Here is a 22,710-nt window from a genome sequence, read left to right as displayed (position 1 = left end):
TAAGGCGACGCAGCCCCGGATACTTCAAATGACAATGGAGCTAACCCGCATGATCAAGACCTTCGGTAAAACCCTGCTTGCCGTGACCCTGGCAGGCGCCGTGGCCGGCGTAGCGCAGGCCGACGAAAAGGTACTGCACGTTTACAACTGGTCGGACTACATCGCCCCGGAAACCCTGGACAAGTTCACCAAGGAAACCGGCATCAAGGTCATCTACGACGTCTTCGACAGCAACGAAGTGCTGGAAGCCAAACTGCTCGCGGGCAGCTCCGGTTACGACATCGTCGTGCCGTCCAACCCCTTCCTGGCCAAGCAGATCAAGGCCGGCGTATTCCAGAAGCTGGACCGCGCCAAGCTGCCGAACTGGAAGAACCTCGACACCAACCTGCTCAAGGCCCTGGAGCCGAGCGATCCGGGCAACCAGTATTCCATCCCCTACATGTGGGGCACCATCGGCATCGGCTACAACGTCGACAAGGTCAAGGCCGTGCTGGGCGAGAACGCCCCGGTCGACTCCTGGGATCTGGTGTTCAAGCCGGAGAACATGGCCAAGCTGAAGGAGTGCGGCGTGTCCTTCCTCGACTCGCCGACCGAGATCCTGCCGGCCGCCCTCAACTACCTGGGCTTCAGCCCCACCAGCGAGAAGCCGGATGAGCTGAAGAAGGCCGAGGAACTGTTCCTCTCCATCCGCAAGGACACCGCCTACTTCCACAGCTCGAAGTACATCGGCGACCTGGCCAACGGCAACATCTGCGTGGCCATCGGCTACTCGGGTGACCTGTACCAGTCCAAGTCGCGCGCCGAAGAAGCCAAGAATGGCGTGAACATCCTCTACAGCATCCCGAAAGAAGGTGCCGGCAGCTTCTTCGACATGCTCGCCGTACCGGCCGATGCGAAGAACGTCGAGGGCGCCCATGCCTTCCTGAACTTCCTGATGAAGCCGGAAATCATGGCCGAGATCACCAACTTCGTGCAGTTCCCCAACGGCAACGCGGCGGCCACCCCGCTGGTTGACGAGGCCATCCGCAACGACCCGGGCATCTACCCGGACGCCGCCACCATGGCCAAGATCTACACCTTCCCGGATCTGCCGGCCAAGGTGCAGCGCACCATGACTCGCAGCTGGACCACCATCAAGTCCGGCAAGTAACCGACAACAGCGACACCCTCCGGCGGGTGCTCCCGCCGGAGCCCCGCCAGGAGGCCCCATGACTCTCTTCGTCTACCGTTACACACGAGCCCCACACAGCTCCGTGCGCGGGCGGCTGGGCGATCGGCATGGGTGTCAGGGATAGGCAGACGATTCACCAGCAACCCCAGGTCGCGTAGATGGCCTGCAAGATCAACAAGAAAGAGGACTGACGTGTGCGAACTTCCTTCCGCAAGACCCTGACCGCCGTGGCGGTGACCCTGGGCATGGCCGGCGCCGTTCAGGCAGCTCCCACCGTGCACATCTACAACTGGAGCGACTACATCGGCGAGACCACCCTCGACGACTTCGAGCAGGCCAGCGGCATCAAGCCGGTCTACGACGTGTTCGACTCCAACGAGACCCTGGAAGGCAAACTGCTGGCGGGCCGCTCCGGCTACGACCTGGTGGTGCCGTCCAACCACTTCCTCGGCAAGCAGATCAAGGCCGGTGCCTTCCAGAAGCTTGACCGTGCCCTGCTGCCCAACTGGCAGAACCTCGACCCGGTGCTGCTCAAGCAGCTGGAAACCAACGACCCGGGCAACCAGTATTCCGTCCCCTACCTGTGGGGCACCAACGGCATCGGCTACAACGTCGAGAAGATCAAGGCTGTGCTGGGCGTCGACACGATCGACTCCTGGGCCACCGTCTTCGAGCCGGACAACATGAAGAAGCTCAGCGCCTGCGGCGTGGCCTTCCTCGACTCGGCCGACGAGATGATCCCGGCCGTGCTCAAGTACCTGGGCAAGGACCCCAACAGCACCAGCCCGGACGACTACAAGCTGGCGGAAGACAAGCTGATGGCCGTGCGTCCGTACGTGACCTACTTCCACTCCTCCAAGTACATCGGCGACCTGGCCAACGGCGACATCTGCGTCGCGGTCGGCTTCTCCGGCGACATCATCCAGGCTGCCGACCGCGCCGACGAGGCCGGCAAGGGCGTGCAGATCGCCTACGCGATTCCCAAGGAAGGCGCCAACCTGTGGTTCGACATGATGGCCATCCCGGCCGACGCGAAGAACGTCAAGGAAGCCCACGCCTTCATCAACTACCTGCTCGAGCCGGCGGTGATCGCCAAGGTCAGTGACTACGTCGGCTACGCCAACCCCAACCCCAAGGCCGGCGAGCTGATGGACCCGGAAGTGCGCAACGACGAGTCCGTTTACCCCCCGCAGGCGGTGCTGGATAATCTGTTCATCTCCGCCGAATTGCCGCCGAAAGTGCAGCGCCAGATGACCCGCAGTTGGACCAAGATCAAGTCGGGTAAGTGAGTCTATTGCCCGGCCCCTGCGGCCGGGCGCCTTATGTTCCGGGAGTTTTGAAATGGCTGTTGCCTCCAGCGCCTACAAGAAAGCCCTAGAGGGCAACCAGCAACCCAAAGAGGTGCTGGTCAAGATCGACCGCGTGACCAAGAAGTTCGACGAAACCATCGCCGTCGATGACGTCTCGCTGACCATCAACAAGGGCGAGATCTTCGCCCTGCTCGGCGGCTCCGGCTCCGGCAAGTCGACCCTGCTGCGCATGCTCGCCGGCTTCGAGCGCCCCACCTCCGGGCGCATTCTGCTCGACGGCGTGGACATCACCGACATGCCGCCCTACGAGCGGCCGATCAACATGATGTTCCAGTCCTACGCGCTGTTCCCGCACATGACCGTGGCGCAGAACATCGCCTTCGGCCTCAAGCAGGACAAGCTGCCGCAGGCCGAGATCGACGAGCGCGTGGCCGAGATGCTCAAGCTGGTGCACATGACCCAGTACGCCAAGCGCAAGCCGCACCAGCTGTCCGGTGGCCAGCGCCAGCGCGTGGCCCTGGCTCGCTCCCTGGCCAAGCGCCCCAAGCTGCTGCTGCTCGACGAACCCATGGGTGCTCTGGACAAGAAGCTGCGTTCGCAGATGCAGCTTGAGCTTGTCGAGATCATCGAGCGGGTCGGCGTGACCTGCGTGATGGTGACCCACGACCAGGAAGAGGCCATGACCATGGCCCAGCGCATCGCCATCATGCACCTCGGCTGGATCGCCCAGACCGGCAGCCCGATCGACATCTACGAGACCCCGGCCAGCCGCCTGGTCTGCGAGTTCATCGGCAGCGTCAACCTGTTCGATGGCCAGATCACCACCGACGAGGCCGACCACGCCATCATCAGCTGCCCGCAGCTGGACAAGCCGATCTACATCGGCCACGGCGTCACCACCCGCGCCGAGAACAAGTCGGTCAGCTACGCCCTGCGCCCGGAGAAGCTGCTGATGGCCACCGCCCTGCCGGCGGACCACGAGCACCCCAACTACAACTGGTGCAACGGCACCGTGCACGACATCGCCTACCTCGGCGGCCACTCGGTGTACTACGTCAAGCTGAGCTCCGGGCAGATCGTGCAGTGCTTCATCGCCAACGCCGAGCGCCGCGGCAAGCGCCCGACCTGGGACGACGCCGTGGTGGTGTACTGGGAAGACGACAGCGGCGTGGTACTGCAATCATGAGAATCGGCAAACTGAAGCGCTACCTGCCCACCGGGCGGCATGCCGTGATCGGTGTGCCCTTCTTCTGGCTGTTCCTGTTCTTCCTGCTGCCGTTCTTCATCGTCCTGAAGATCAGCTTCGCCGAAGCCGACGTGGCCATTCCGCCCTACACGGACATCTACAGCTGGGCCGACAACCAGCTGCAGATCGTGCTCAACCTGGGCAACTACCTCTTCCTCCTGGAAGACGAGCTGTACCTGGCCGCCTACCTCGGCTCGCTGAAGATGGCCTTCGTCAGCACCGTCCTCTGCCTGCTGATCGGCTATCCGATGGCCTATGCCATCGCCCGTGCCAGCAAGGAAGCGCAGACCGCGCTGCTGCTGCTGATCATGATGCCGACCTGGACCGCGATCCTGATCCGCGTCTATGCCTGGATGGGCATCCTCAGCAACAACGGCCTGCTCAACGGCTTCCTGCAAATGATCGGGGTGATCGACGAGCCGCTGCAGATCCTCAACACCAACCTGGCGGTCTACATCGGCATCGTCTACTCGTACCTGCCGTTCATGATCCTGCCGCTCTACGCCAACCTGGTGAAGCACGATCCCAGCCTGCTGGAAGCCGCTTCCGACCTGGGTTCGAGCAACTTCAACAACTTCTGGAAGATCACCGTGCCGCTGTCGAAGAACGGCATCATCGCCGGCTCCATGCTGGTATTCATCCCGGTGGTCGGCGAGTTCGTGATTCCCGAGCTGCTCGGCGGTCCGGAAACCCTGATGATCGGCAAGGTGCTGTGGCAGGAGTTCTTCAACAACCGCGACTGGCCGGTGGCGTCCGCCCTGGCGGTGGTGATGCTGGCGATCCTGATCGTACCGATCATCCTGTTCAACCGTAACCAGGCTAAGGAAATGGAGGGCAGAGCATGAGTGTTATGAAATTGTCGTGCCGCACCCTCGGTTCAACCGGCTCTCAATCCCCAAGCCGGGCTAAGAAAATGGAGGGCCGCGCATGAAACGCTGGAGCTTCTCCACAGTGATGCTGTGGGTCGGACTGCTGTTCATCTACCTGCCCATGCTGATCATGGTCATCTACTCCTTCAACGCCTCCAAGCTGGTCACGGTGTGGGGCGGCTGGTCGCTCAAGTGGTACGCCGGCCTGCTCGACAACAGCCAGCTGATGGGTTCGGTGATGCGCTCCCTGGAGATCGCCCTGTACACGGCGGTCGCCGCAGTGGCGCTGGGCACCCTGGCCGCCTTCGTGCTGACCCGGGTGACCCGCTTCAAGGGCCGCACCCTGTTCGGTGGCCTGGTCACCGCACCGCTGGTGATGCCGGAAGTGATCACTGGTCTGTCGCTGCTGCTGCTGTTCGTGGCCATGGCCCAGCTGATCGGCTGGCCGGCCGAGCGCGGCATCCTGACCATCTGGATCGCCCACACCACGTTCTGCTCGGCCTACGTGGCGGTGGTGGTGTCGGCGCGCCTGCGCGAGCTGGACCTGTCGATCGAGGAAGCGGCCATGGACCTCGGCGCCAGGCCGTGGAAGGTGTTCTTCCTGATCACCATCCCGATGATCGCGCCGTCCCTGGCGGCCGGCGGCATGATGTCCTTCGCCCTGTCGCTGGACGACCTGGTGCTGGCCAGCTTCGTCTCCGGCCCGGGCTCGACCACCCTGCCGATGGAAGTGTTCTCCGCCGTGCGCCTGGGCGTGAAGCCGGAGATCAACGCGGTGGCCAGCCTGATCCTGCTGACCGTGTCGATCTTCACCTTCTTCGCCTGGTACTTCGCCCGCCGTGCCGAGGAGCGCCGCAAGCGCGCCATCCAGCAGGCCATGGAGTCGATGGCCGAGGAAGTCACCAGCAACAACTGGAAGCCGGCCCAGGCGGCCTGATTCCGGAGCGGTAAAGAACAAAGGCCACCTGCGGGTGGCCTTTGTCGTTTGCGCGGATGGGAAAGCGCCGGGATGCGCCTCAGGCCGGGTTCATGGCCCACTGCTGCAGGCGCTGCAGGCTCTCGCGGTAGGGGTGCAGGCCCTTCCACAGCAGGACGATGGAGCTGCACACCGCCAGGGCGGTGACGATCAGCAGGGAATAGCGCAGGGCGTTGTCGTCGGCGAACACGAAGTCGGTCACCAGGGCCACGGCGGTCGGGCCCAGGCCCAGGCCGATCAGGGTGATGACGAACAGGTAGATGGCCGAGGCCTGGCCGCGCATCGAGTTGGGCATGATCTCCTGGATCGCCGCGGGCGCCACGCCGAACGGCATGCTCAGGAAGAACACCGCCGGCGCCAGCAGCACGCAGGCCCAGAGGGCATCGCCCATCAGCGGGAAGGCCACGACGAGGGGCAGGGCGCCCACGGCGGCGTAGAGGCCGACGCGCATGTTGGCGTCGTCGCGCCCGCGCTTGGCCAGCCAGTCCGCCAGGCGTCCGCCGAAGACGATGCCGAGGCAGCCGAACACGGCGACGATGCCGCCGTAGACGATGCCGACCTGGCCGGCATCCCAGCCGTAGGTGCGGATGAAGAAGGTGGGGATCCAGGCGGCGCTGCCGTAGCCGGCCAGCGACAGCCCGGCGAAGCCCAGGTTGTGGCACAGCACGGTGCGGCGGTTGCTGCGGATGTAGCGGCCGACGTCCGCCAGCGGCACCGCCACCCCGGCGCCCACGCCGCGCCGGACCGGCTCGCGCACCGCCAGCATGACCAGGCTGAACAGCACCCCGGCGCCGCCGAGGATGAGGAAGATCAGCTGCCACGGCCGCACCTCGCCCAGCAGCGGCAGCTGCAGGTCGCCCTGGGCCGAGGCGAACTGGATGACCAGGCCGCCGAGCAGGAAGGCGATGCCCGAGCCCAGATACACGCCCATGCCGTACACCGCCATGGCGGTGGCGCGGCGCTGCGGCGGGAAACTGTCGGCGATCAGCGAATAGGCCGCCGGCGACAGCGCCGCCTCGCCGACGCCGACGCCGACCCGGCAGATGAGGAACTGCCAGTACAGCTTGGCCATGCCGCAGGCGGCGGTGGCCGCGCTCCAGAACAGCACGCCAAGGGCGATCAGGCCGCGCCGGCTGCGGGTGTCGGCCAGGCGCCCGAGGGGGATGCCGCATACCGTGTAGAACAGGGCGAAGGACAGCCCCATCAGCAGGCTCATCTGCGTGTCGCTGATGACCAGGTCGCGGCGGATCGGCCCCACCAGCAGGTTGAGAATCTGCCGATCGATGAACGACAGCACGTAGGCGACCATCAGGATGGTCACGGTGGTCCAGGCGGAAAGACTGGAGGGATAGCCATTATTGTTGTTGGACATCGGCAAGGCTCCTCGACCTCAGGGGTGCGCAGGTCAGAGTAGTCCCGGGGGGCGGCCGCTTAATATCGCCTGGAAGTGTTATCAGCCGGGTGAATCAGGGTGATGCCCGCTGGCTGATGGCCGGGGCGGGCGCCCCGGCACCCCCTCAGCGGCCCTGGCGCAGGCGTTCGGCGGCGTGGCGCAGCAGCGCCGCGCTGGCTTCCCAGCCCAGGCAGGCGTCGGTGATCGACTGGCCGTAGCGCAGCGGTTGCTGCAGCGGCTGGCAGCCGTCCTGCAGGTGGCTTTCCAGCATCACGGCGCGCAGGCTGAGGTCGCCGGCCAGGCGCTGGTCGAGCACCGCCTCCAGCACCTGGGGCTGGCGGGCCGGGTCCTTGCCGCTGTTGGCGTGGCTGCAGTCGACCATGATCCGCGCGTCCAGGCCGCGCCGCTGCAGGGTGGCGCGGGCCGCGGCCACGGCATCGCTCTGGTAGTTCGGCCCGCCGTTGCCGCCGCGCAGCACCAGGTGGCTGTGCGGGTTGCCGCGGGTCTGCAGCAGCGCGGTGCGGCCCTGCTCGTCCATGCCGAAGTGGCGATGGGCGCGCGCCGCCGCCTGCATGGCGTCGCAGGCGATGGCCAGGCTGCCGTCGGTGCCGTTCTTGAAGCCCACCGGCAGGTCCAGGCCGCTGACCAGTTCGCGGTGGACCTGCGACTCGCTGGTGCGCGCGCCGATCGCCGCCCAGCCCAGCAGGTCGTCGAGGTAGCCGGCGGCCAGCGGCTGCAGCAGTTCGCTGGCCAGCGGCAGGCCGAGTTCGAGCAGTTGCAGCAGCAGGCCGCGCGCCAGCGCCAGGCCCGCCGCCAGGTCGCCGCTGCCGTCCAGGTGCGGGTCGTACAGCAGGCCCTTCCAGCCCACCGTGGTGCGCGGCTTCTCGACGTAGGCGCGCATCACCAGCAGCAGCTGGTCGTCGACTTCGGCCTGCAGCGCGGCCAGGCGCCGGCCGTAGTCGAGGGCGGACTCGGGGTCGTGCAGCGAGCAGGGGCCGATCACCACCAGCAGGCGCGGATCGCTGCCGTCGAGGCAGGCGCGAATGTGCTGGCGCTGCTGCTGCACGCGCCGGGCGAGGTGGGCGCTGAGTGGCCATTGCTGGCGCAGTTGCGCCGGGTTGGGCAGGGGCTCGGCGTGGCGAGCGGAAGCGGGGAGCGAAGCGAGGGGGAGCGGTGCGTTCATGGCTGGTCTTTCCTCGGCCGGGCGGCGTTGCCGCCACGGCCCTAGCGATGTGTTCGGGAGCGTTCTGGGTGCTGTTGCAGGAAGCGGGTAAATCGCCAGTGGGAAGTGCGGTAATACGGGTTCATGCTGTGCTCCTCGTGAAAAAACAAAACCCCCGGTCGGGTGGCCGACCGGGGGTTCTGCGAACTGTCTGGTGGCGACCCGGAAGTTGGGGCGCCTGTGGGGGTAATCAGGCGCGCCCGTGGCTAAACCAGTACCCAAAGCAATAGTCGCCGGCAGCCGCGCGCACCACGAGGCGCGGAGCGCTGCGGGAGACGGTGGGCTGCTGGGACGGGGAACGGGACATGCTGACTCCTGAAGGATGGCCTCAAGCTACCCGGCCGGCGCGCCGCGCGCAAGCCTGGCCGGTATCGCGGGCAGCGGCGGCGCTCGCCTCAGACCACGCCAGCGGCGCGCAGGCTGGCGATCTGCGCGGCGTCGAGGCCGAGCAGGCGCTGCAGGATGGCGTCCGAATGCTCGCCCAGCAGCGGCGGCGCCAGGCGGTAGTCCACCGGGGTGGCGGACAGGCGCAGCGGGCTGGCCACCTGGGGTGTGCTGCTGCCCAGGCCGTTGGCCAGGTCCAGGCGCAGGCCGCGGGCCTGCACCTGCGGGTCGGCGAATACCTGGGCCAGGTCGTTGATCGGCCCGCAGGGCACGCCGGCCTCCTCGAGCAGCGTGACCCATTCGACGGTGGTCTTGAACACTGTGGCCTGGCGCAGCAGCGGAATCAGCTCGGCGCGGTGGGCGACCCGTGCCTTGTTGGTGGAAAAGCGCGGGTCGTCGGCCAAAGCCGGAAGGCCGGCGACCTCGCAAAACTTGCGAAACTGCCCGTCGTTGCCCACGGCGAGGATGAAGTCGCCGTCGGCGCTGGGGAAGTCCTGGTAGGGCACGATGTTCGGGTGGGCGTTGCCCAGGCGCTTGGGTGCGGCGCCGGTGGCCAGGTAGTTCATCGCCTGGTTGGCCAGGCAGGCCACTTGCACGTCGAGCAGGGCAACGTCGATGTACTGGCCCTGCCCGGTCTGTTCGCGGGCGTTCAGCGCGGCCAGCACGCCGACCGTGGCGTACAGCCCGGTGAGGATGTCGGTGAGGGCGACGCCGACCTTCATGGGGCCGGCGCCGTCCTCGCCATCGGGCTTGCCGGTCAGGCTCATCAGCCCGCCGAGCCCCTGGATCATGAAGTCATAGCCTGCCCGCTTGGCATAGGGCCCGTTCTGCCCGAAGCCGGTGATGGAGCAGTAGATCAGTCGCGGGTTGACCGCTTTCAGCGTTTCGTAGTCGAGGCCGTAGGCCGCCAGGCCGCCGACCTTGAAGTTCTCCAGCAGCACGTCGCACTGCGCCGCCAGCTCGCGCACCAGGTGCTGGCCCTCGGCCTGGGTGAAGTCCAGGGTCAGCGACTGCTTGTTGCGGTTGGCGCACTGGAAGTAGGCCGCCTCGCGGCTGTCGTTGCCTGCGGCATCCTTGATGTAGGGCGGGCCCCAGTGGCGGGTGTCGTCGCCCGTGCCCGGCCGCTCGACCTTGATCACCTCGGCGCCGAGGTCGGCGAGGATCTGCCCGGCCCAGGGGCCGGCGAGCACGCGCGACAGGTCGAGAACACGGATATGGGAAAGTGCACCGGACATGGGAACCTCATGGACAAGTTCCCTCTCCCGGTGGGAGAGGGAAAAGAGCGCCTGCGCAGCGTTTAGAAGAACGCCTGCAGGCCGGTCTGGGCGCGACCGAGAATCAGCGCGTGGACGTCGTGAGTGCCCTCGTAGGTGTTGACCACCTCCAGGTTGACCAGGTGGCGGGCCACGCCGAACTCGTCGCTGATGCCGTTGCCGCCCATCATGTCGCGGGCCATGCGCGCGATATCCAGCGCCTTGCCGCAGCTGTTGCGCTTCATGATCGAAGTGATCTCCACCGCCGCGGTGCCTTCGTCCTTCATCCGGCCCAGGCGCAGGCAGCCCTGCAGGGCCAGGGTGATCTCGGTCTGCATGTCGGCCAGCTTCTTCTGGATCAGCTGGGTCTGCGCCAGCGGGCGGCCGAACTGGGTGCGGTCGAGGCAGTACTGGCGCGCGGTGTGCCAGCAGAACTCGGCGGCGCCCAGGGCGCCCCAGCTGATGCCGTAGCGGGCAGAGTTGAGGCAGGTGAACGGGCCTTTCAGGCCGCGCACGTCGGGGAAGGCGTTCTCCTCGGGGCAGAACACGTTGTCCATGACGATTTCGCCGGTGATCGAGGCGCGCAGGCCGACCTTGCCGTGGATCGCCGGGGCGGACAGGCCTTGCCAGCCTTTTTCCAGGACGAAGCCGCGGATCTCGCCGGCGTCGTCCTTGGCCCAGACCACGAACACGTCGGCGATCGGGCTGTTGGTGATCCACATCTTGCTGCCGGTCAGGCGGTAGCCGCCGTCGACCTTCTTGGCGCGGGTGACCATGCTGCCCGGGTCGGAGCCGTGGTTCGGCTCGGTCAGGCCGAAGCAGCCGATGTATTCGCCGCTGGCCAGCTTGGGCAGGTACTTCTGCTTGGTGGCTTCGTTGCCGAACTCGAAGATCGGCACCATCACCAGCGAGGACTGCACGCTCATCATCGAGCGGTAGCCGGAGTCCACGCGCTCCACTTCGCGGGCGATCAGGCCGTAGCACACGTAGTTCAGGCCGCTGCCGCCGTAGGCCTCGGGGATGGTGGCGCCGAGCAGGCCGGTGTCGCCCATCTCGCGGAAGATCGCCGGGTCGGTCTTTTCATGGCGGAAGGCTTCCAGCACGCGCGGGGCCAGCTTGTCGGCGGCGAACTGCTGGGCGCTGTCGCGCACCATGCGCTCTTCCTCGGTCAGCTGCTGGTCCAGCAGCAGCGGGTCGATCCAGTTGAAGCTTGCCTTGGCGGCCATGGCGAAATCCTCGATACGGTGACAGGACAGACCGGCACGCAGCCGGGCGATGGACAGAGACTAGGCCTGCATGTGGTCCTGAGCAAACGAGGATTTCGCACGCTGTTGTGCGAATAACTCACTCCGAGATAGCCTGAGTGGGCATTTTTCTCCCTGCCGAGTGAGGTCATGGCATAGATGCGTCGCAAGATCCCCAGCACCGCGGCCCTGGTGGCCTTCGAGTCGGCCGCGCGCCACCAGAGTTTCACCCGTGCCGCCGACGAGCTGGCGCTGACCCAGAGCGCGGTGTGCCGGCAGATCGCCGGGCTGGAGGAGTTCCTCGGCATCGAGCTGTTCCGCCGCTCGCGCCGCGGCGTCAAGCTGACCGAGGCCGGTCTGGCCTACAGCCGCAAGGTGGCGGCGCAGCTGGATGCGGTGGAGCGCGACACCCTGGCCGCCATGGGCCGCCAGGGCGCGGTGGCAATCGAGCTGGCGGTGGTGCCGACTTTCGCCACCCAGTGGCTGGTGCCCCGGCTCAAGGCGTTCCAGCAGCTGCACCCGGAAGTGACGGTGCACCTGACCAATCGCACCCGACCCTTCCTGTTCGCCGACACCAGCTTCGACGCCGCCATCTACTTCGGCGATGGCGAGTGGTCCGGCACCGAGGCGCACTACCTGATGCCCGAGGAGCCGCTGCCGGTGTGCAGCCCCGAGCTGCTGGGCGAGCGCGCCCAGTTCGCCGCCGCCGAGCTGGCCGGCCTGCCATTGTTGCAGCAGAGCACCCGGCCCTATGCCTGGCGCCAGTGGTTCGCCGCCCAGGGCCTGAGCGTGCCGCACGACCTTGGCGGGCCGCGCTACGAACTGTTTTCCATGCTGGCCCAGGCCGCCGCCCACGGCATGGGCGTGGCGCTGATCCCGCCCTTCCTGATCCAGCGCGAGCTGGCCGACGGCCGCCTGGTACCGGCGCACCCGGCGGCGCTGCACAGCAGCGACAGGGCCTATTACCTGATGATTCCCGAGCGCAAGGCCGAGTCCGCTGCCCTGCGCGCCTTTCGCGACTGGCTGCTGCAGGTGGCGCGCGAGTACCGCGGCGCGCCGGCCTGAGGGCGGGCAGAAAAAAGCCGGGCAGGGCCCGGCTTCTGGGTAGCACTGGCGTGGCTTATGGCGAGCCGGCCATCTGGCCGAGGGCCATCCACTGGTCGGTCAGGTTGCGGGTATGGCGATCCACGGTAGTCGGTGCGAAGGCACGACCGGAGGCGCTGGCCAGGGCATTGCTGCCGCTGTTCATGTCCTGCAGCGCGGCGCGCAGGAACTTCCAGCGGGTCTTCAGCTTGGCCACGGCGCTGTTGGCCTTGCCGTCCAGCTTGGCCAGCTCCTCGTCGATCTGCGGCACCAGCTGGCGTTCGTCCTGGCCGATGTAGTTGTCGGTCTGCTCGCGGGCGATCTCGAAGGTGCCGACGTAGGAGCGGCTGAGGTACTGCACGCCGAGGTATTCGACCTTGGCCGGCAGTTCGCCAGCCGGGTCGGCATCAGGCACGGCCCGCGCCACGGTCAGCAGTTCGCGCAGGGCCTTGGCCAGGTCCTGGGGATATTCCCAGGGCATGTTGTCTTCGTTGGGGCCAAAGGAAACACCCAGGCGTAACTGGGTAACAAGCTTGGTGGTCAATCCGGGAATTTCCGAGCTGGCGCTCATGGCATTCTGGGCGGCGCTCTCCAGATCGGCGATATCCTTGTCCAGGCGCTGCTGGTGCTCTTCCTGGAAGCCTTCGCCGCGCAGCAGCAGCAGGCTGCTGGTGGCTCGGCTGGCATAGACCTGGACCTGTTCGGCGGCCGTCATGGCGGCCGCCTGGGCGACGGCGGAGAAACTCGCCAGAACCCCAAACACGATGGAAAAGTACAGTCGAATCAAAGGACTACGATTCATCCCCGGTCGCTCCTTATTATTCTTGTCAGCGTGAGCCTGCTGGCTGTCAGCGCAGTGGCAACAGCCTACTGCGCTTGTCATAGCAAAGGATGAGCCAAAAGAGTGATTTGCATCGCAATTCTGGCGTCGCGGAGCCGTCGCGGCTCCGCCTGTGCTACCGGCCTCAGAAGGCAGGCTGGCGCTGCCAGACCTTGGGCCGGAAATAGAGCGTCTCGCCACGGGTCAGCCCGCTCAGGCTGTCGTGATCCTTGACCACCTCGGCCTCGATCAGCTCGTCCTGGCCCTCGACCTTGAGCGTCACCCGGGTGATGGCGCCGAGCGGGCGGATGTCGCGCACCTGCGCCGCGCGGTGCTCGTCGATGGCCAGGCGCGACAGCGACACCTCGTGCGGGCGGAACAGCAGGTGCTGGTCGTCGCCCAGGTGCAGACGGTTGGCGTCGCCGAGGAAGTGGTAGACGAAATCGCTGGCCGGCTGCTCATAGACCTCGGCCGGCGAGCCGATCTGCTCGATGCTGCCCTTGTTCATCACCACGATGCGGTCGGCCACTTCCATGGCTTCTTCCTGGTCGTGGGTGACGAACACGCTGGTCAGGTGCACTTCCTCGTGCAGGCGCGCCAGCCAGCGGCGCAGTTCCTTGCGCACCTTGGCGTCGAGGGCGCCGAAGGGTTCGTCGAGCAGCAGCACCTTGGGCTTCACCGCCAGGGCGCGGGCCAGGGCGATGCGCTGGCGCTGGCCGCCGGACAGCTGCTCCGGGTAGCGGTCGGCCAGCCAGTCGAGCTGCACCATGCCGAGCAGCTCGTGCACCCGTTCGGCGATATCCGCCTCGCTCGGGCGCTCGCCCTTGGGCTTCATGCGCAGGCCGAAGGCGACGTTGTCGAACACCGTCATGTGGCGGAACAGCGCGTAGTGCTGGAACACGAAGCCGACGTTGCGATCACGCACGTCGTGGTTGGACACGTCCTCGCCGTGGAACTGGATGCTGCCGGCATCCGGCGTCTCCAGGCCGGCGATGATGCGCAGCAGGCTGGTCTTGCCGCAGCCGGAGGGACCGAGCAGGGCCACCAGCTCGCCGCTGTGGATATCCAGGTTGATGTCGTTGAGCGCGCGGAAGGCGCCGAAGGTCTTGCTGACGTTACGGATTTCGATGGACATGGCTTATTCCTCCGCGTCGCTGTGACGTAGGCGGGACAGACGGGATTCGCTCCACTGCTTGAGCAGCAGGATGATCAGCGCCAGGGCCAGCAGCAGGCTGGCGACGCTGAAGGCGGCGACATGGTTGTATTCGTTGTAGAGAATCTCGACGTGCAGCGGCAGGGTGTTGGTGTAGCCGCGGATATGCCCGGACACCACCGATACCGCGCCGAACTCGCCCATGGCCCGCGCGGCGCACAGCACCACGCCGTAGATCAGGCCCCATTTGATGTTGGGCAGGGTCACGTGCCAGAACATCTGCCAGCCGCTGGCGCCGAGCAGGCGCGCGGCTTCTTCCTCCTGGGTGCCCTGTTCCTGCATCAGCGGGATCAGCTCGCGGGCGACGAAGGGCACGGTGACGAAGATGGTGGCCAGGACGATGCCGGGCAGGGCGAAGATGATCTGGATGTCGCGCTCCTGCAGCCACTCCCCGAAAAAGCCCTGGGCGCCGAACAGCAGCACGTAGATCAGGCCGGCGATCACCGGCGAGACGGAGAACGGCAGGTCGATCAGGGTCACCAGCAGGCTCTTGCCGCGGAACTCGTACTTGCTCACGCACCAGGCGGCGGCCACGCCGAACACCAGGTTGAGCGGCACGGCGATGCCCACGGCGAGCAGGGTCAGCTGCAGCGCGGCAATCGCGTCCGGCTCCAGCAGGGCGCTAAAGAAGGTGCCGAAGCCGAGCTTGAGCGCCTCGCTGAGCACCACGAACAGCGGCAGCAGGAGGAACAGGGCGAAGACCAGCCAGGCGCCGGCGATCAGCGCGCGGCGCCCGAGCGGGCTGCCGCGGCGCCGGTCGTTGGCCAGGGTGGAGGACGACAGAACGGTGCTACTCATGGCGGCCTCCTTACGGGCGTTCGATACGGCGCTGCAGCAGGTTGATCAGCAGCAGCAGGATGAAGGACACCACCAGCATCAGCACGCCGATCGCGGTGGCGCCGGTGTAGTCGTACTGGTCGAGCTTGACCATGATCAGCAGCGGCAGGATCTCGGTCTTCATCGGCATGTTGCCGGCGATGAAGATCACCGAGCCGTACTCGCCGACGCCACGGGCGAAGGCCAGGGCGAAGCCGGTCAGCCAGGCCGGCAGCAGGGCCGGCAGCAGCACATGGCGGAACACCTGGAAGGGCCGGGCGCCCAGGCAGGCGGCGGCCTCCTCGACCTCGCGCGGAATGTCCGCGAGCACCGGTTGCAGGGTGCGCACCACGAAGGGCAGGGTGACGAAGGTCAGCGCCAGGGTGATGCCCAGCGGGGTGTAGGCGATCTTGAAGCCCAGGTCGGTGGCGAACTGGCCGACCAGGCCGGCCGGGGCGTACAGCGCGGTGAGGGCGATGCCGGCGACGGCGGTGGGCAGGGCGAAGGGCAGGTCGATCATCGCGTCGATGATCTTGCGCCCGGGGAAGCTGTAGCGCACCAGCACCCAGGCCAGCAGGGTACCGATCACGCCATTGAGCAGGGCGGCGGCGCAGGCGGTGGCGAAGCTCAGCTTGAGGGCGGCCAGCACCCGCGGTGCGCTGATGATGGCCCAGAATTCGGCCCAACTGAGTTGGGCGGCGTGCACGAACATGGCACCCAGGGGAATCAGCACCAACAGGCTGAGGTACACCAGGGTGTAGCCCAGCGTCAGCCCGAAGCCGGGTATGACGGGGGAAATGCGGCGTGACATTGCGATGTCCCTTGTACTTGGGGTGGGCGGGGCGGGCTGCCGCGCGGGTGAGCCCGCCCTGCGGGGTGGTCCTTACTGGGCCTGGTAGATCTGGTCGAAGATGCCGCCATCGTTGAAGAACTTCGGCTGGGCGGATTTCCAGCCGCCGAAGTCCTGGTCGATGGTCACCAGCTTCAGCTGCGGGAACTGCTGGGCGAACTCCGCGGCCACCTTGGCGTCACGCGGGCGGTAGAAGTTCTTCGCGGCGATGCGCTGGCCTTCCTCGCTGTACAGGTACTGCAGGTAGGCGGTGGCGACTTCGCGGGTGCCCTTCCGGTCGACGTTCTTGTCGACCACGGCCACCGGCGGCTCGGCGAGGATGGACAGGCTCGGCGCGACGATTTCGAACTGGTCGCCGCCCTGTTCCTTCAGGGCCAGGAAGGCCTCGTTCTCCCAGGCCAGCAGCACGTCGCCGATCTGGTTGTTGACGAAGGTGATGGTCGAGCCACGGGCGCCGGTGTCCAGCACCGGGACGTTCTTGTACAGCTTCTCGACGAACTCCTGGGCCTTGGCCTCGCTGCCGTACTTCTGCTGGGCGTAGGCCCAGGCGGCGAGGAAGTTCCAGCGCGCGCCGCCGGAGGTCTTCGGGTTGGGGGTGATCACTTCCACGCCCGGCTTGACCAGGTCGTCCCAGTCCTTGATGCCTTCCGGGTTGCCCTTGCGCACCAGGAACACGATGGTCGAGGTGTAGGGGGTGCTGGATTGCGGCAGACGCTCCTGCCAGTTTTCCGGGATCAGCTTGCCCAGCTTGTGCAGCTCGTCGATGTCGCCGGCCAGGGCCAGGGTCACCACGTCGGCGCGCAGGCCGTCGATCACCGCGCGGGCCTGCTTGCCCGAGCCACCGTGGGACTGCTGGATCTTCACCGCTTCCTTGCCCTGGGCGGTCCAGTGCTTGTTGAAGGCGGCGTTGAACTCCTGATAGAGCTCGCGGGTCGGGTCGTAGGAGACGTTGAGGATCTCGCTGGCCGCGAGGGCCTGGCTGGAGAACAGGGCGGCGGCCAGGCTGGCCAGGGCGAAACGGCGGATGGACATGGAACTGCTCCTGAGAAGGCGTATGGGCTTGGCTTTATTGGGCTTGGGCGCTGCAGGGGTGTGCTCGCGGCCGGAAGAAAGTGGCGATACGCCCTCCGGTGGTCCGGTCGGGTGGTCCTGGAATCAGGCGGGCTTGTTGGCCTGGGGTTGCAGGCGGAATTTTTCCTTGCGCTCGATCTGCACCACCTGGCCGTTGTGCACGGTGATTTCCACCGCGCCAAAACGCAGGTTGTGCAGGGCGGCCTGGATTTCACGCAGGATGCTGGCTTCGTCCTGACCTTCGAGGCTTCTCAGCGTGACGCTCATGATCTGCTCCTTGGGATGGGGCCCGGCGTGGGCGTGGAGCGGATACTAGGGGGATATCGTTTAGACTTAAAAAGAATGTTTAACGATTTATATATTCTTTAATCGAATATATGGTCGATTCGGGCGCGTTCACCTCTACGCAGGCTCCCCGGCGATACCACCAGCACGCGCCGAGGTTCCCGCTTCCTGACTGCATGGATGGATTTTCTGCCGCCCGTCACAAGCCCCGCATCCGCCCATCGCCAGCCTTGCCGCGGGCGCATAGGCTGTAGCCATGGCAGTCGAGAGGTGGTCCGGGATGACCGACGATCAAGCTCCCAGCGAAGTGGAAACCCTGACTCTGGCCCTGCTGCACAGCCGTGGCGAGGTCGAGCGCCTGCGCGAGCGCGAGCAGCTGGTGAGCAGCCTGCTGGCCAGCGTCAACGCGGTGCTCTGGGCCTTCGACTGGGAGCAGCGCCGGGTGATCTACGTCAGCCCGGCCTACGAGCAGATCTTCGGCCGCAGCGCCGCGCTGCTGCTGGCCGACTACGGCGAGTGGCTCAACAGCATCTACCCCGACGACATGGAATACGCCGCGCAGAGCCTGCAGTCGGTGCACCAGCTGGGCGCGGTGGAGCAGCGCGAGTACCGCATCATCCGTGGTGACGGCGAGGTGCGCTGGCTCAGCGACAAGTGCTTCATCAGCCCGCCCAACCTGTTCGGCGGCCAGTCGCTGATCGTCGGCATCGCCGAGGACATCACCGAGAAGAAGGCCCTGCAGAGCGAGTTGCAGCGCCTGGCCACCAGCGACGTGCTGACCGGCGCGAGCAACCGCCGGCACTTCTTCGAGCGCGCCGCCGAGCTGTTCGGCGAAGCCCGCGCCAACGGCCGCCCGCTGGCCTTCCTGCTGCTCGACATCGACAACTTCAAGCAGATCAACGACAGCCACGGCCACCAGATGGGCGACCGCGTGCTGCAGCGCGTGGCCCATTGCGGCGCCTATGTGCTGCGCCGCGACGACCTGTTCGGGCGCATCGGCGGCGAGGAGTTCGCCGCCCTGTTCCCCGGCTGCGACAGCCAGCAGGCACGCCTGGTGGCCGAGCGCCTGCAGCGTGAAGTGCAGCGCCTGCAGTTCCCGGCGGGCGAGAGCAGTTTCGGGGTGACCGTCAGCCAGGGGCTCACCGAGCTGCGCGTGGGCGACCAGCTGGACGACCTCTATGCCCGCGCGGACCTGGCCATGTACCAGGCCAAGCGCCAGGGCAAGGACTGCATCGTGCTCGGATGAGTTAAATGGAATAAGCAAATAAATTCTTATTCCTTAACATGTGGTTTATCCCTGCCTAGACTGGCCCGAAATGCACCCGAGGAGGCAGTCCATGGCCAGCCAGAGCATCCACTACCTGATCCTGCCGGGCTGGCAGGGTTCGCCCGCCGAGCATTGGCAGAGCCACTGGCAGCGCAGCCTGCCGAGCGCCAGCCGGGTCGAGCAGGCGGACTGGGACCACCCCGACCCGCAGCGCTGGGTTGCCGCCCTGGGGCGCGAAGTGGCGGCCGCCCGCGGCCCGCTGATTCTGGTGGCGCACAGCCTCGGCTGCGTCACCCTGGCGCGCTGGGCCGCGCAGGCGCCAGTGGCCTCGCTGCGCAAGGTGCGCGGCGCCCTGCTGGTGGCGCCGGCCGATGTCGAGCGCGCCAACTGCCCCGAAGCCCTGCGCGGCTTCGCGCCGATCTCCCGCGACCTGTTGCCCTTCCCCAGCCTGCTGGTGGGCTCGGACAACGACCACGCCGCCAGTGCCCAGCGTGCCCTGCAGATGGCCCGCGACTGGGGCAGCCAGGCCGCCATCCTGCCGGGTGCCGGGCATATCAACGTGAAGTCCGGCCACCAGCGCTGGGAGCAGGGCTTCGCCTACCTGTACCGCCTGCAGCGGCAGATCGAACAGCTGGAGCGCCTGCGCGCATGAGCCGGCGAATGCGCACGCCGCGCTGCCACGTCCACCCCATTCCCACCTGAGCCGGCGCTGCGCGCGGCTCACCGCGAGCAGAGACTGCCCCATGAGTCGCCCCGAATACCCGCAGCACGCCCTGCTGACCTTCACCGAAAGCGAAAAAAGCCCGCTGAGCATCCGCGCCAAGGCGCTGGTGTTCGTCGACCCGCGCTCGCGCCAGCTGCGCGACCAGGCCAACCGCCTGGCCAGCAGCGGTCTGGCCGTGCTCATACGAGGCGAAACCGGCACCGGCAAGGAGCTATTGGCCCGGCATATCCACCGCGAGAGCGAACGCGGCGGGCTGTTCGTCGCCGTCAACTGCGCGGCCATCAGCCCGCGCTGGGGTCAGGCCGAGCTGTTCGGCCATGTCGCCGGGGCCTATGCCGGTGGCCCCGGCAGCCGCGCCGGCTGGTTCGGCTCGGCCAGTGGCGGAACCCTCTACCTGGACGAGATCGGCGACCTGCCCCTGGCGCTGCAGGCCCAGTTGCTGCAAGCCCTGGAGACGCGCGAGGTGCAGCGGCTCGGCAGCCAGCAGGCCACCCCGGTGGACGTGCGCCTGGTCGCCGCCAGCAGCATCGACCTGGCCCGGGCGGTGGCCGCCGGCACCTTCGACGAGCGCCTGTTCCACTATCTCGACGAGGGCCGCCTCGATCTGCCGGCGCTGCGCGAGCGCCCCGGCGACATCCTGCCGCTGGCCGAGTACTTCCTCGGCATCCATGCCCAGCGCCTGGGCCTGGCCATCCCGCAGATCGGCCCGGCCGCCCAGGCGGCACTGGAGGCCCATGCCTGGTACGGCAACACCCGCGAACTGGAGAACAGCATCCACTTCGCCCTGCTGGTGTGCGGTGGTGCGGAGATACTGCCGCAGCACCTCGATCTGCCTGGCGCTGCATCGCTGCCGCTGATCGAGCGGCAACTGGGGCTGCTGACGCCGCAGGAGCGGGCGGAACTGTCGCGCCGCCTGGGGGCCTAGGCCACGCCCGTGGGCGCAAAAAAACGGGAGCCGCCCTGCCCGGACGGCCCCCGTGCAAAACGCGGATTCAGGAATACAGCGAAGGTGTCGGGACCACGCCGCGGGTCAGCCACTGGCCGATGTCGCGCACCTTGTAGTCCAGCGGGTCATGCAGGCTGTGCACCCGCACGTTGCGCCAGAAACGGTCGAAGCCGTAGCGCGAGGCGCTGGCGCGCGCGCCCATGGCCTCGAACACCTGGCTGCTGATCTCCAGCGCCGCGCGGGCCGAGGCGACCCGCGCCTCGGCGATCAGCAGCGCCAGCTCGCCGCGTTCGGCCGCGCCCAGTGCCGGCTTATCCCAGGCCCGCTGCAGGCGCTCGGCGGCGTTCTCGGCGAGCAGCAGGGCACCACGGTAGAGCAGCCAGAGTTCGCCGAAGCGTTTCTGGATGAACGGATCTTCCGTCGCCGTCTCGACTCCCGCGCCGAGCCAGGGCCGCGCCTGCTCGCGCACGTAGCGCAGGGCACCGTCCAGGGCGGCCTGGGCGTTGCCCAGGTAGAGCTGGGTGAGGATCAGCTGCGACACGCACACCCGCAGGCTGCTGCGCGGGCTCTGGCCGCCGGAGAGCAGCAGCTCGTCGTGGTCGACGAAGACATTCTCGAACTGCACCGTGCCGCTGTCGGTCTGGCGCTGGCCGAAGGCATCCCAGTCGTCGTTGATCGCCAGGCCCTCGCGCTGCGCCGGCAGCACCAGGAACACCCGCTCCGTGGCGCTGCCAGCGCGCGGCGCGCTGACCACCAGTGCGTCGGCACCGAGGGCGCCGGAGCAGAACGACTTGCGCCCGTTCAGCTCGAAGTGTTCCTCGCGCGCCTGCAGCTGCAGGCCGAGGTCGCGGCCATTGCTGGCGTTGCCCCAGAACCAGCGCTCGCGCGCCGCGCGGGTCAGCCAGTGGCGCTGCTGCTCGGCGCTGCCGTGCAGCAGGACGGTGGCCACCTGCAGGTGGTTGAAGGCGAACAGGTGGGCCAGCGAACTGTCGGCGGCGGCCAGGTGGCGGACGATGCGGTAGATCTCCGGCCAGGGCCGCTCCGCGCCATCGAAACGCTGCGGGATGGCCAGGTTCAGCAGGCCGCTGTCGCGGATCAGCTCGCGCTCGGCACGCGCATGGCCGCCACGGCGGTCGCGTTCCACCGCGCTCTCGGCCAGCTTGCGCGCCAGGCGCTCGACCTTGACGGTGAGGTTGCCGAAGTCGGCGGGGAACAGCCGCGCATCCAGCAGCGGCTCGGCCTGCGGGTGCAGATGGCGGGCTTCACTGGACATCTTCGGCCTCCGGCTGCCAGGTGGCCACGGCGCGGGTGTCGACGGCCCTGGGCAGCAGGCCCTCGGCGAAGAAGGCATCGGCGATCTTCTGTTGCTCGCCCAGACCGTCCGGCTCCACCGGGCGCACCTGGTAGCTGCGCCGGCCGTTGGCCTGCTCGACGATGGCCGGGTCGAGGTTGCCCCACAGCGGACCGAGAATCCGCGCCGCCTCGGCCGGGTTGGCGCGCAGCCAGTCGCCGGCCTTGGCCAGCTCGTGGTAGACGGTCTGCAGCACCTCGGGGTGTTCGGCGGCGAAGCGGCTGCTGGTCAGGTAGTAGCGCTGGTAGCTGGCCAGGCCCTGGCTGCCCTCCAGGGTGCGGGTCGGCAGCTGGCGCTGGGCGGCGCTGAGGAAGGGTTCCCAGATCACCCAGGCGTCGACCTTGCCGTTCTCGAAGGCGGCGCGGCCGTCGGCCGGGGTCAGGTAGGCCGGCTGGATGTCGCTGAACTTCAGGTTGGCCTTGGCCAGGGCGGCGATCAGCAGGTAATGGGCACCGGCGGCCTTGGTCACCGCCACTTTCTTGCCCTTGAGGTCGGCCAGGTTGCGCAGCGGCGAGCCGTCGCGCACCAGGATCGCCTGGGCAGCCGGCGACGGCGTTTCGCGGGCGAAGTAGGCCAGTTGCGCGCCGGCGGCCTGGGCGAACACCGGCACGGTGTCGGCGACATCGGCGGACAGGTCGATATTGCCGACGTTGAGCGCCTCGAGCAGCGGCTGGCCGCTGGCGAACTCGTGCCAGCTGACGCGGATGTCCTGGTCGGCCAGGGCTTGTTCCAGGGTGCCCTGGCTCTTCAGCAGGCTGATCAGGGTGGAGGATTTCTGGTAGCCGATGCGCAGCTGGGTTTCGGCCTGGGCGGGCAGGGCGGCGAGCAGGCCGAGGCTCAGGCCAAGGCCGAGCAGGCTGCGGCGGGAGAAGGGAAAGCGGGGCATGACGGACCTCGTGGTGGGGTGTCCCGGCCAGGCGAGGCGGCGGAACACGGGAAACTTCGGGTGAAGGCAGGAAGTCCGGTGGTCCGGTATCAATAAAGCTAAGCGATCTAAAAAGCAGCTCTCAAATACTTTTTGGGCATTAGCTTATGCGCAACGCTTGATGTGTCAGTTATTCTTTTTGGTTTTATAAAAGTGAAAAACAATTCTTTTTAGGGATTAAGAAAATCCCCTAGATTGGCCGCCAAGCCGCCAGCGGACCACCGCACCGAGCCCGATCAATCAGGGGCTCCCCGCCAACTCGAGCCCCAGCACTAGACCAAGAACAGCATC

21 protein-coding genes are annotated in these 22,710 nt (G+C 67.1%); 9 read left to right on the top strand and 12 right to left on the bottom strand.

The window, feature by feature from the left end; genetic code table 11:
- Positions 1-49: 49 nt before the first annotated feature.
- The 5 genes from AAG092_RS10270 to AAG092_RS10250 all read left to right on the top strand — a co-directional run bounded on the left by AAG092_RS10270 (position 50) and on the right by AAG092_RS10250 (position 5,533).
- Positions 50-1,150 carry a polyamine ABC transporter substrate-binding protein gene (locus tag AAG092_RS10270; RefSeq protein WP_373386551.1) on the top strand — a complete coding sequence of 367 codons (1,101 nt, stop codon included), beginning with the start codon at positions 50-52 and terminating at the stop codon, positions 1,148-1,150.
- Positions 1,151-1,416: 266 nt separating this feature from the next.
- Positions 1,417-2,460 carry a polyamine ABC transporter substrate-binding protein gene (locus AAG092_RS10265; RefSeq protein WP_373389581.1) on the top strand — a complete coding sequence of 348 codons (1,044 nt, stop codon included), beginning with the start codon at positions 1,417-1,419 and terminating at the stop codon, positions 2,458-2,460.
- 52 nt (positions 2,461-2,512) lie between these two features.
- Positions 2,513-3,667: a polyamine ABC transporter ATP-binding protein gene (gene potA, locus AAG092_RS10260; RefSeq protein WP_110680436.1), complete on the top strand. Its 1,155-nt coding sequence runs from the start codon at positions 2,513-2,515 to the stop codon at positions 3,665-3,667.
- 23 nt (positions 3,668-3,690) lie between these two features.
- A complete protein-coding gene (locus AAG092_RS10255; RefSeq protein WP_181418719.1) occupies positions 3,691-4,572 on the top strand; it encodes an ABC transporter permease subunit in 882 nt (293 codons plus the stop codon).
- 82 nt (positions 4,573-4,654) lie between these two features.
- Positions 4,655-5,533 (top strand): ABC transporter permease subunit, encoded by an 879-nt coding sequence (locus AAG092_RS10250; RefSeq protein ID WP_110680434.1) that lies wholly within the window; start codon positions 4,655-4,657, stop codon positions 5,531-5,533.
- Positions 5,534-5,612: 79 nt separating this feature from the next.
- Here AAG092_RS10250 and AAG092_RS10245 read toward each other — a convergent pair whose 3' ends face one another.
- From AAG092_RS10245 to AAG092_RS10230, 4 genes are all read right to left on the bottom strand, one after another.
- Complete coding sequence (locus tag AAG092_RS10245; RefSeq protein ID WP_373386550.1) at positions 5,613-6,944, bottom strand: spinster family MFS transporter; 1,332 nt, start codon at positions 6,942-6,944, stop codon at positions 5,613-5,615.
- Between the two features lie 145 nt (positions 6,945-7,089).
- The gene (locus AAG092_RS10240) at positions 7,090-8,148 is read right to left on the bottom strand and encodes a 3-deoxy-7-phosphoheptulonate synthase (protein WP_373386549.1); all 1,059 of its coding nucleotides are present in this window, start codon (positions 8,146-8,148) and stop codon (positions 7,090-7,092) included.
- A 434-nt stretch (positions 8,149-8,582) separates the two neighbouring features.
- Positions 8,583-9,806 (bottom strand): CaiB/BaiF CoA transferase family protein, encoded by a 1,224-nt coding sequence (locus tag AAG092_RS10235; protein WP_373386548.1) that lies wholly within the window; start codon positions 9,804-9,806, stop codon positions 8,583-8,585.
- Positions 9,807-9,868: 62 nt separating this feature from the next.
- The gene (locus AAG092_RS10230) at positions 9,869-11,050 is read right to left on the bottom strand and encodes an acyl-CoA dehydrogenase (RefSeq protein WP_373386547.1); all 1,182 of its coding nucleotides are present in this window, start codon (positions 11,048-11,050) and stop codon (positions 9,869-9,871) included.
- Between the two features lie 177 nt (positions 11,051-11,227).
- On the opposite strand from AAG092_RS10230, the gene AAG092_RS10225 reads away from it, so the two are divergent.
- Entirely contained in the window at positions 11,228-12,133 is a 906-nt protein-coding gene (locus tag AAG092_RS10225; RefSeq protein ID WP_373386546.1) for a LysR family transcriptional regulator, read from the top strand.
- A gap of 55 nt (positions 12,134-12,188) precedes the next feature.
- Here the strand turns inward: AAG092_RS10225 and AAG092_RS10220 are convergent, their stop codons facing one another.
- The 6 genes from AAG092_RS10220 to oscA form a co-directional block, all read right to left on the bottom strand.
- Positions 12,189-12,953 carry a hypothetical protein gene (locus tag AAG092_RS10220; RefSeq protein WP_373386545.1) on the bottom strand — a complete coding sequence of 255 codons (765 nt, stop codon included), beginning with the start codon at positions 12,951-12,953 and terminating at the stop codon, positions 12,189-12,191.
- A gap of 163 nt (positions 12,954-13,116) precedes the next feature.
- Positions 13,117-14,106 (bottom strand): sulfate/molybdate ABC transporter ATP-binding protein, encoded by a 990-nt coding sequence (locus tag AAG092_RS10215; RefSeq protein WP_373386544.1) that lies wholly within the window; start codon positions 14,104-14,106, stop codon positions 13,117-13,119.
- A gap of 3 nt (positions 14,107-14,109) precedes the next feature.
- Entirely contained in the window at positions 14,110-14,982 is an 873-nt protein-coding gene (gene cysW / locus AAG092_RS10210; RefSeq protein ID WP_110680420.1) for a sulfate ABC transporter permease subunit CysW, read from the bottom strand.
- A 10-nt stretch (positions 14,983-14,992) separates the two neighbouring features.
- Positions 14,993-15,811: a sulfate ABC transporter permease subunit CysT gene (gene cysT / locus AAG092_RS10205; protein ID WP_373386543.1), complete on the bottom strand. Its 819-nt coding sequence runs from the start codon at positions 15,809-15,811 to the stop codon at positions 14,993-14,995.
- A 72-nt stretch (positions 15,812-15,883) separates the two neighbouring features.
- Positions 15,884-16,882 (bottom strand): sulfate ABC transporter substrate-binding protein, encoded by a 999-nt coding sequence (locus AAG092_RS10200; protein ID WP_373386542.1) that lies wholly within the window; start codon positions 16,880-16,882, stop codon positions 15,884-15,886.
- A gap of 123 nt (positions 16,883-17,005) precedes the next feature.
- On the bottom strand, positions 17,006-17,188 hold the full coding sequence (oscA, locus tag AAG092_RS10195) for a sulfur starvation response protein OscA (protein WP_373386541.1): 183 nt from the start codon (positions 17,186-17,188) through the stop codon (positions 17,006-17,008).
- A 298-nt stretch (positions 17,189-17,486) separates the two neighbouring features.
- On the opposite strand from oscA, the gene AAG092_RS10190 reads away from it, so the two are divergent.
- From AAG092_RS10190 to AAG092_RS10180, 3 genes are all read left to right on the top strand, one after another.
- Positions 17,487-18,452 (top strand): GGDEF domain-containing protein, encoded by a 966-nt coding sequence (locus AAG092_RS10190; RefSeq protein ID WP_373386540.1) that lies wholly within the window; start codon positions 17,487-17,489, stop codon positions 18,450-18,452.
- Positions 18,453-18,543: 91 nt separating this feature from the next.
- Positions 18,544-19,125 (top strand): RBBP9/YdeN family alpha/beta hydrolase, encoded by a 582-nt coding sequence (locus tag AAG092_RS10185; RefSeq protein WP_373386539.1) that lies wholly within the window; start codon positions 18,544-18,546, stop codon positions 19,123-19,125.
- 91 nt (positions 19,126-19,216) lie between these two features.
- Positions 19,217-20,122 carry a sigma-54 dependent transcriptional regulator gene (locus AAG092_RS10180; protein ID WP_110680414.1) on the top strand — a complete coding sequence of 302 codons (906 nt, stop codon included), beginning with the start codon at positions 19,217-19,219 and terminating at the stop codon, positions 20,120-20,122.
- 67 nt (positions 20,123-20,189) lie between these two features.
- On the opposite strand, the gene AAG092_RS10175 is transcribed toward AAG092_RS10180, so the two are convergent.
- Together AAG092_RS10175 and AAG092_RS10170 are read right to left on the bottom strand one after the other, a co-directional pair.
- Positions 20,190-21,416: an acyl-CoA dehydrogenase family protein gene (locus AAG092_RS10175; protein WP_373386538.1), complete on the bottom strand. Its 1,227-nt coding sequence runs from the start codon at positions 21,414-21,416 to the stop codon at positions 20,190-20,192.
- The gene (locus AAG092_RS10170; protein ID WP_373386537.1) at positions 21,406-22,380 is read right to left on the bottom strand and encodes an aliphatic sulfonate ABC transporter substrate-binding protein; all 975 of its coding nucleotides are present in this window, start codon (positions 22,378-22,380) and stop codon (positions 21,406-21,408) included. The genes AAG092_RS10175 and AAG092_RS10170 overlap by 11 nt, the downstream gene beginning before the upstream one ends.
- Between the last annotated feature and the right edge of the window lie 330 nt (positions 22,381-22,710).

It is taken from the genome of Pseudomonas alcaligenes (assembly GCF_041729615.1).
Taxonomy (GTDB): domain Bacteria; phylum Pseudomonadota; class Gammaproteobacteria; order Pseudomonadales; family Pseudomonadaceae; genus Aquipseudomonas; species Aquipseudomonas alcaligenes_B.
This window is presented reverse-complemented; position numbering and strand designations above follow the sequence as displayed.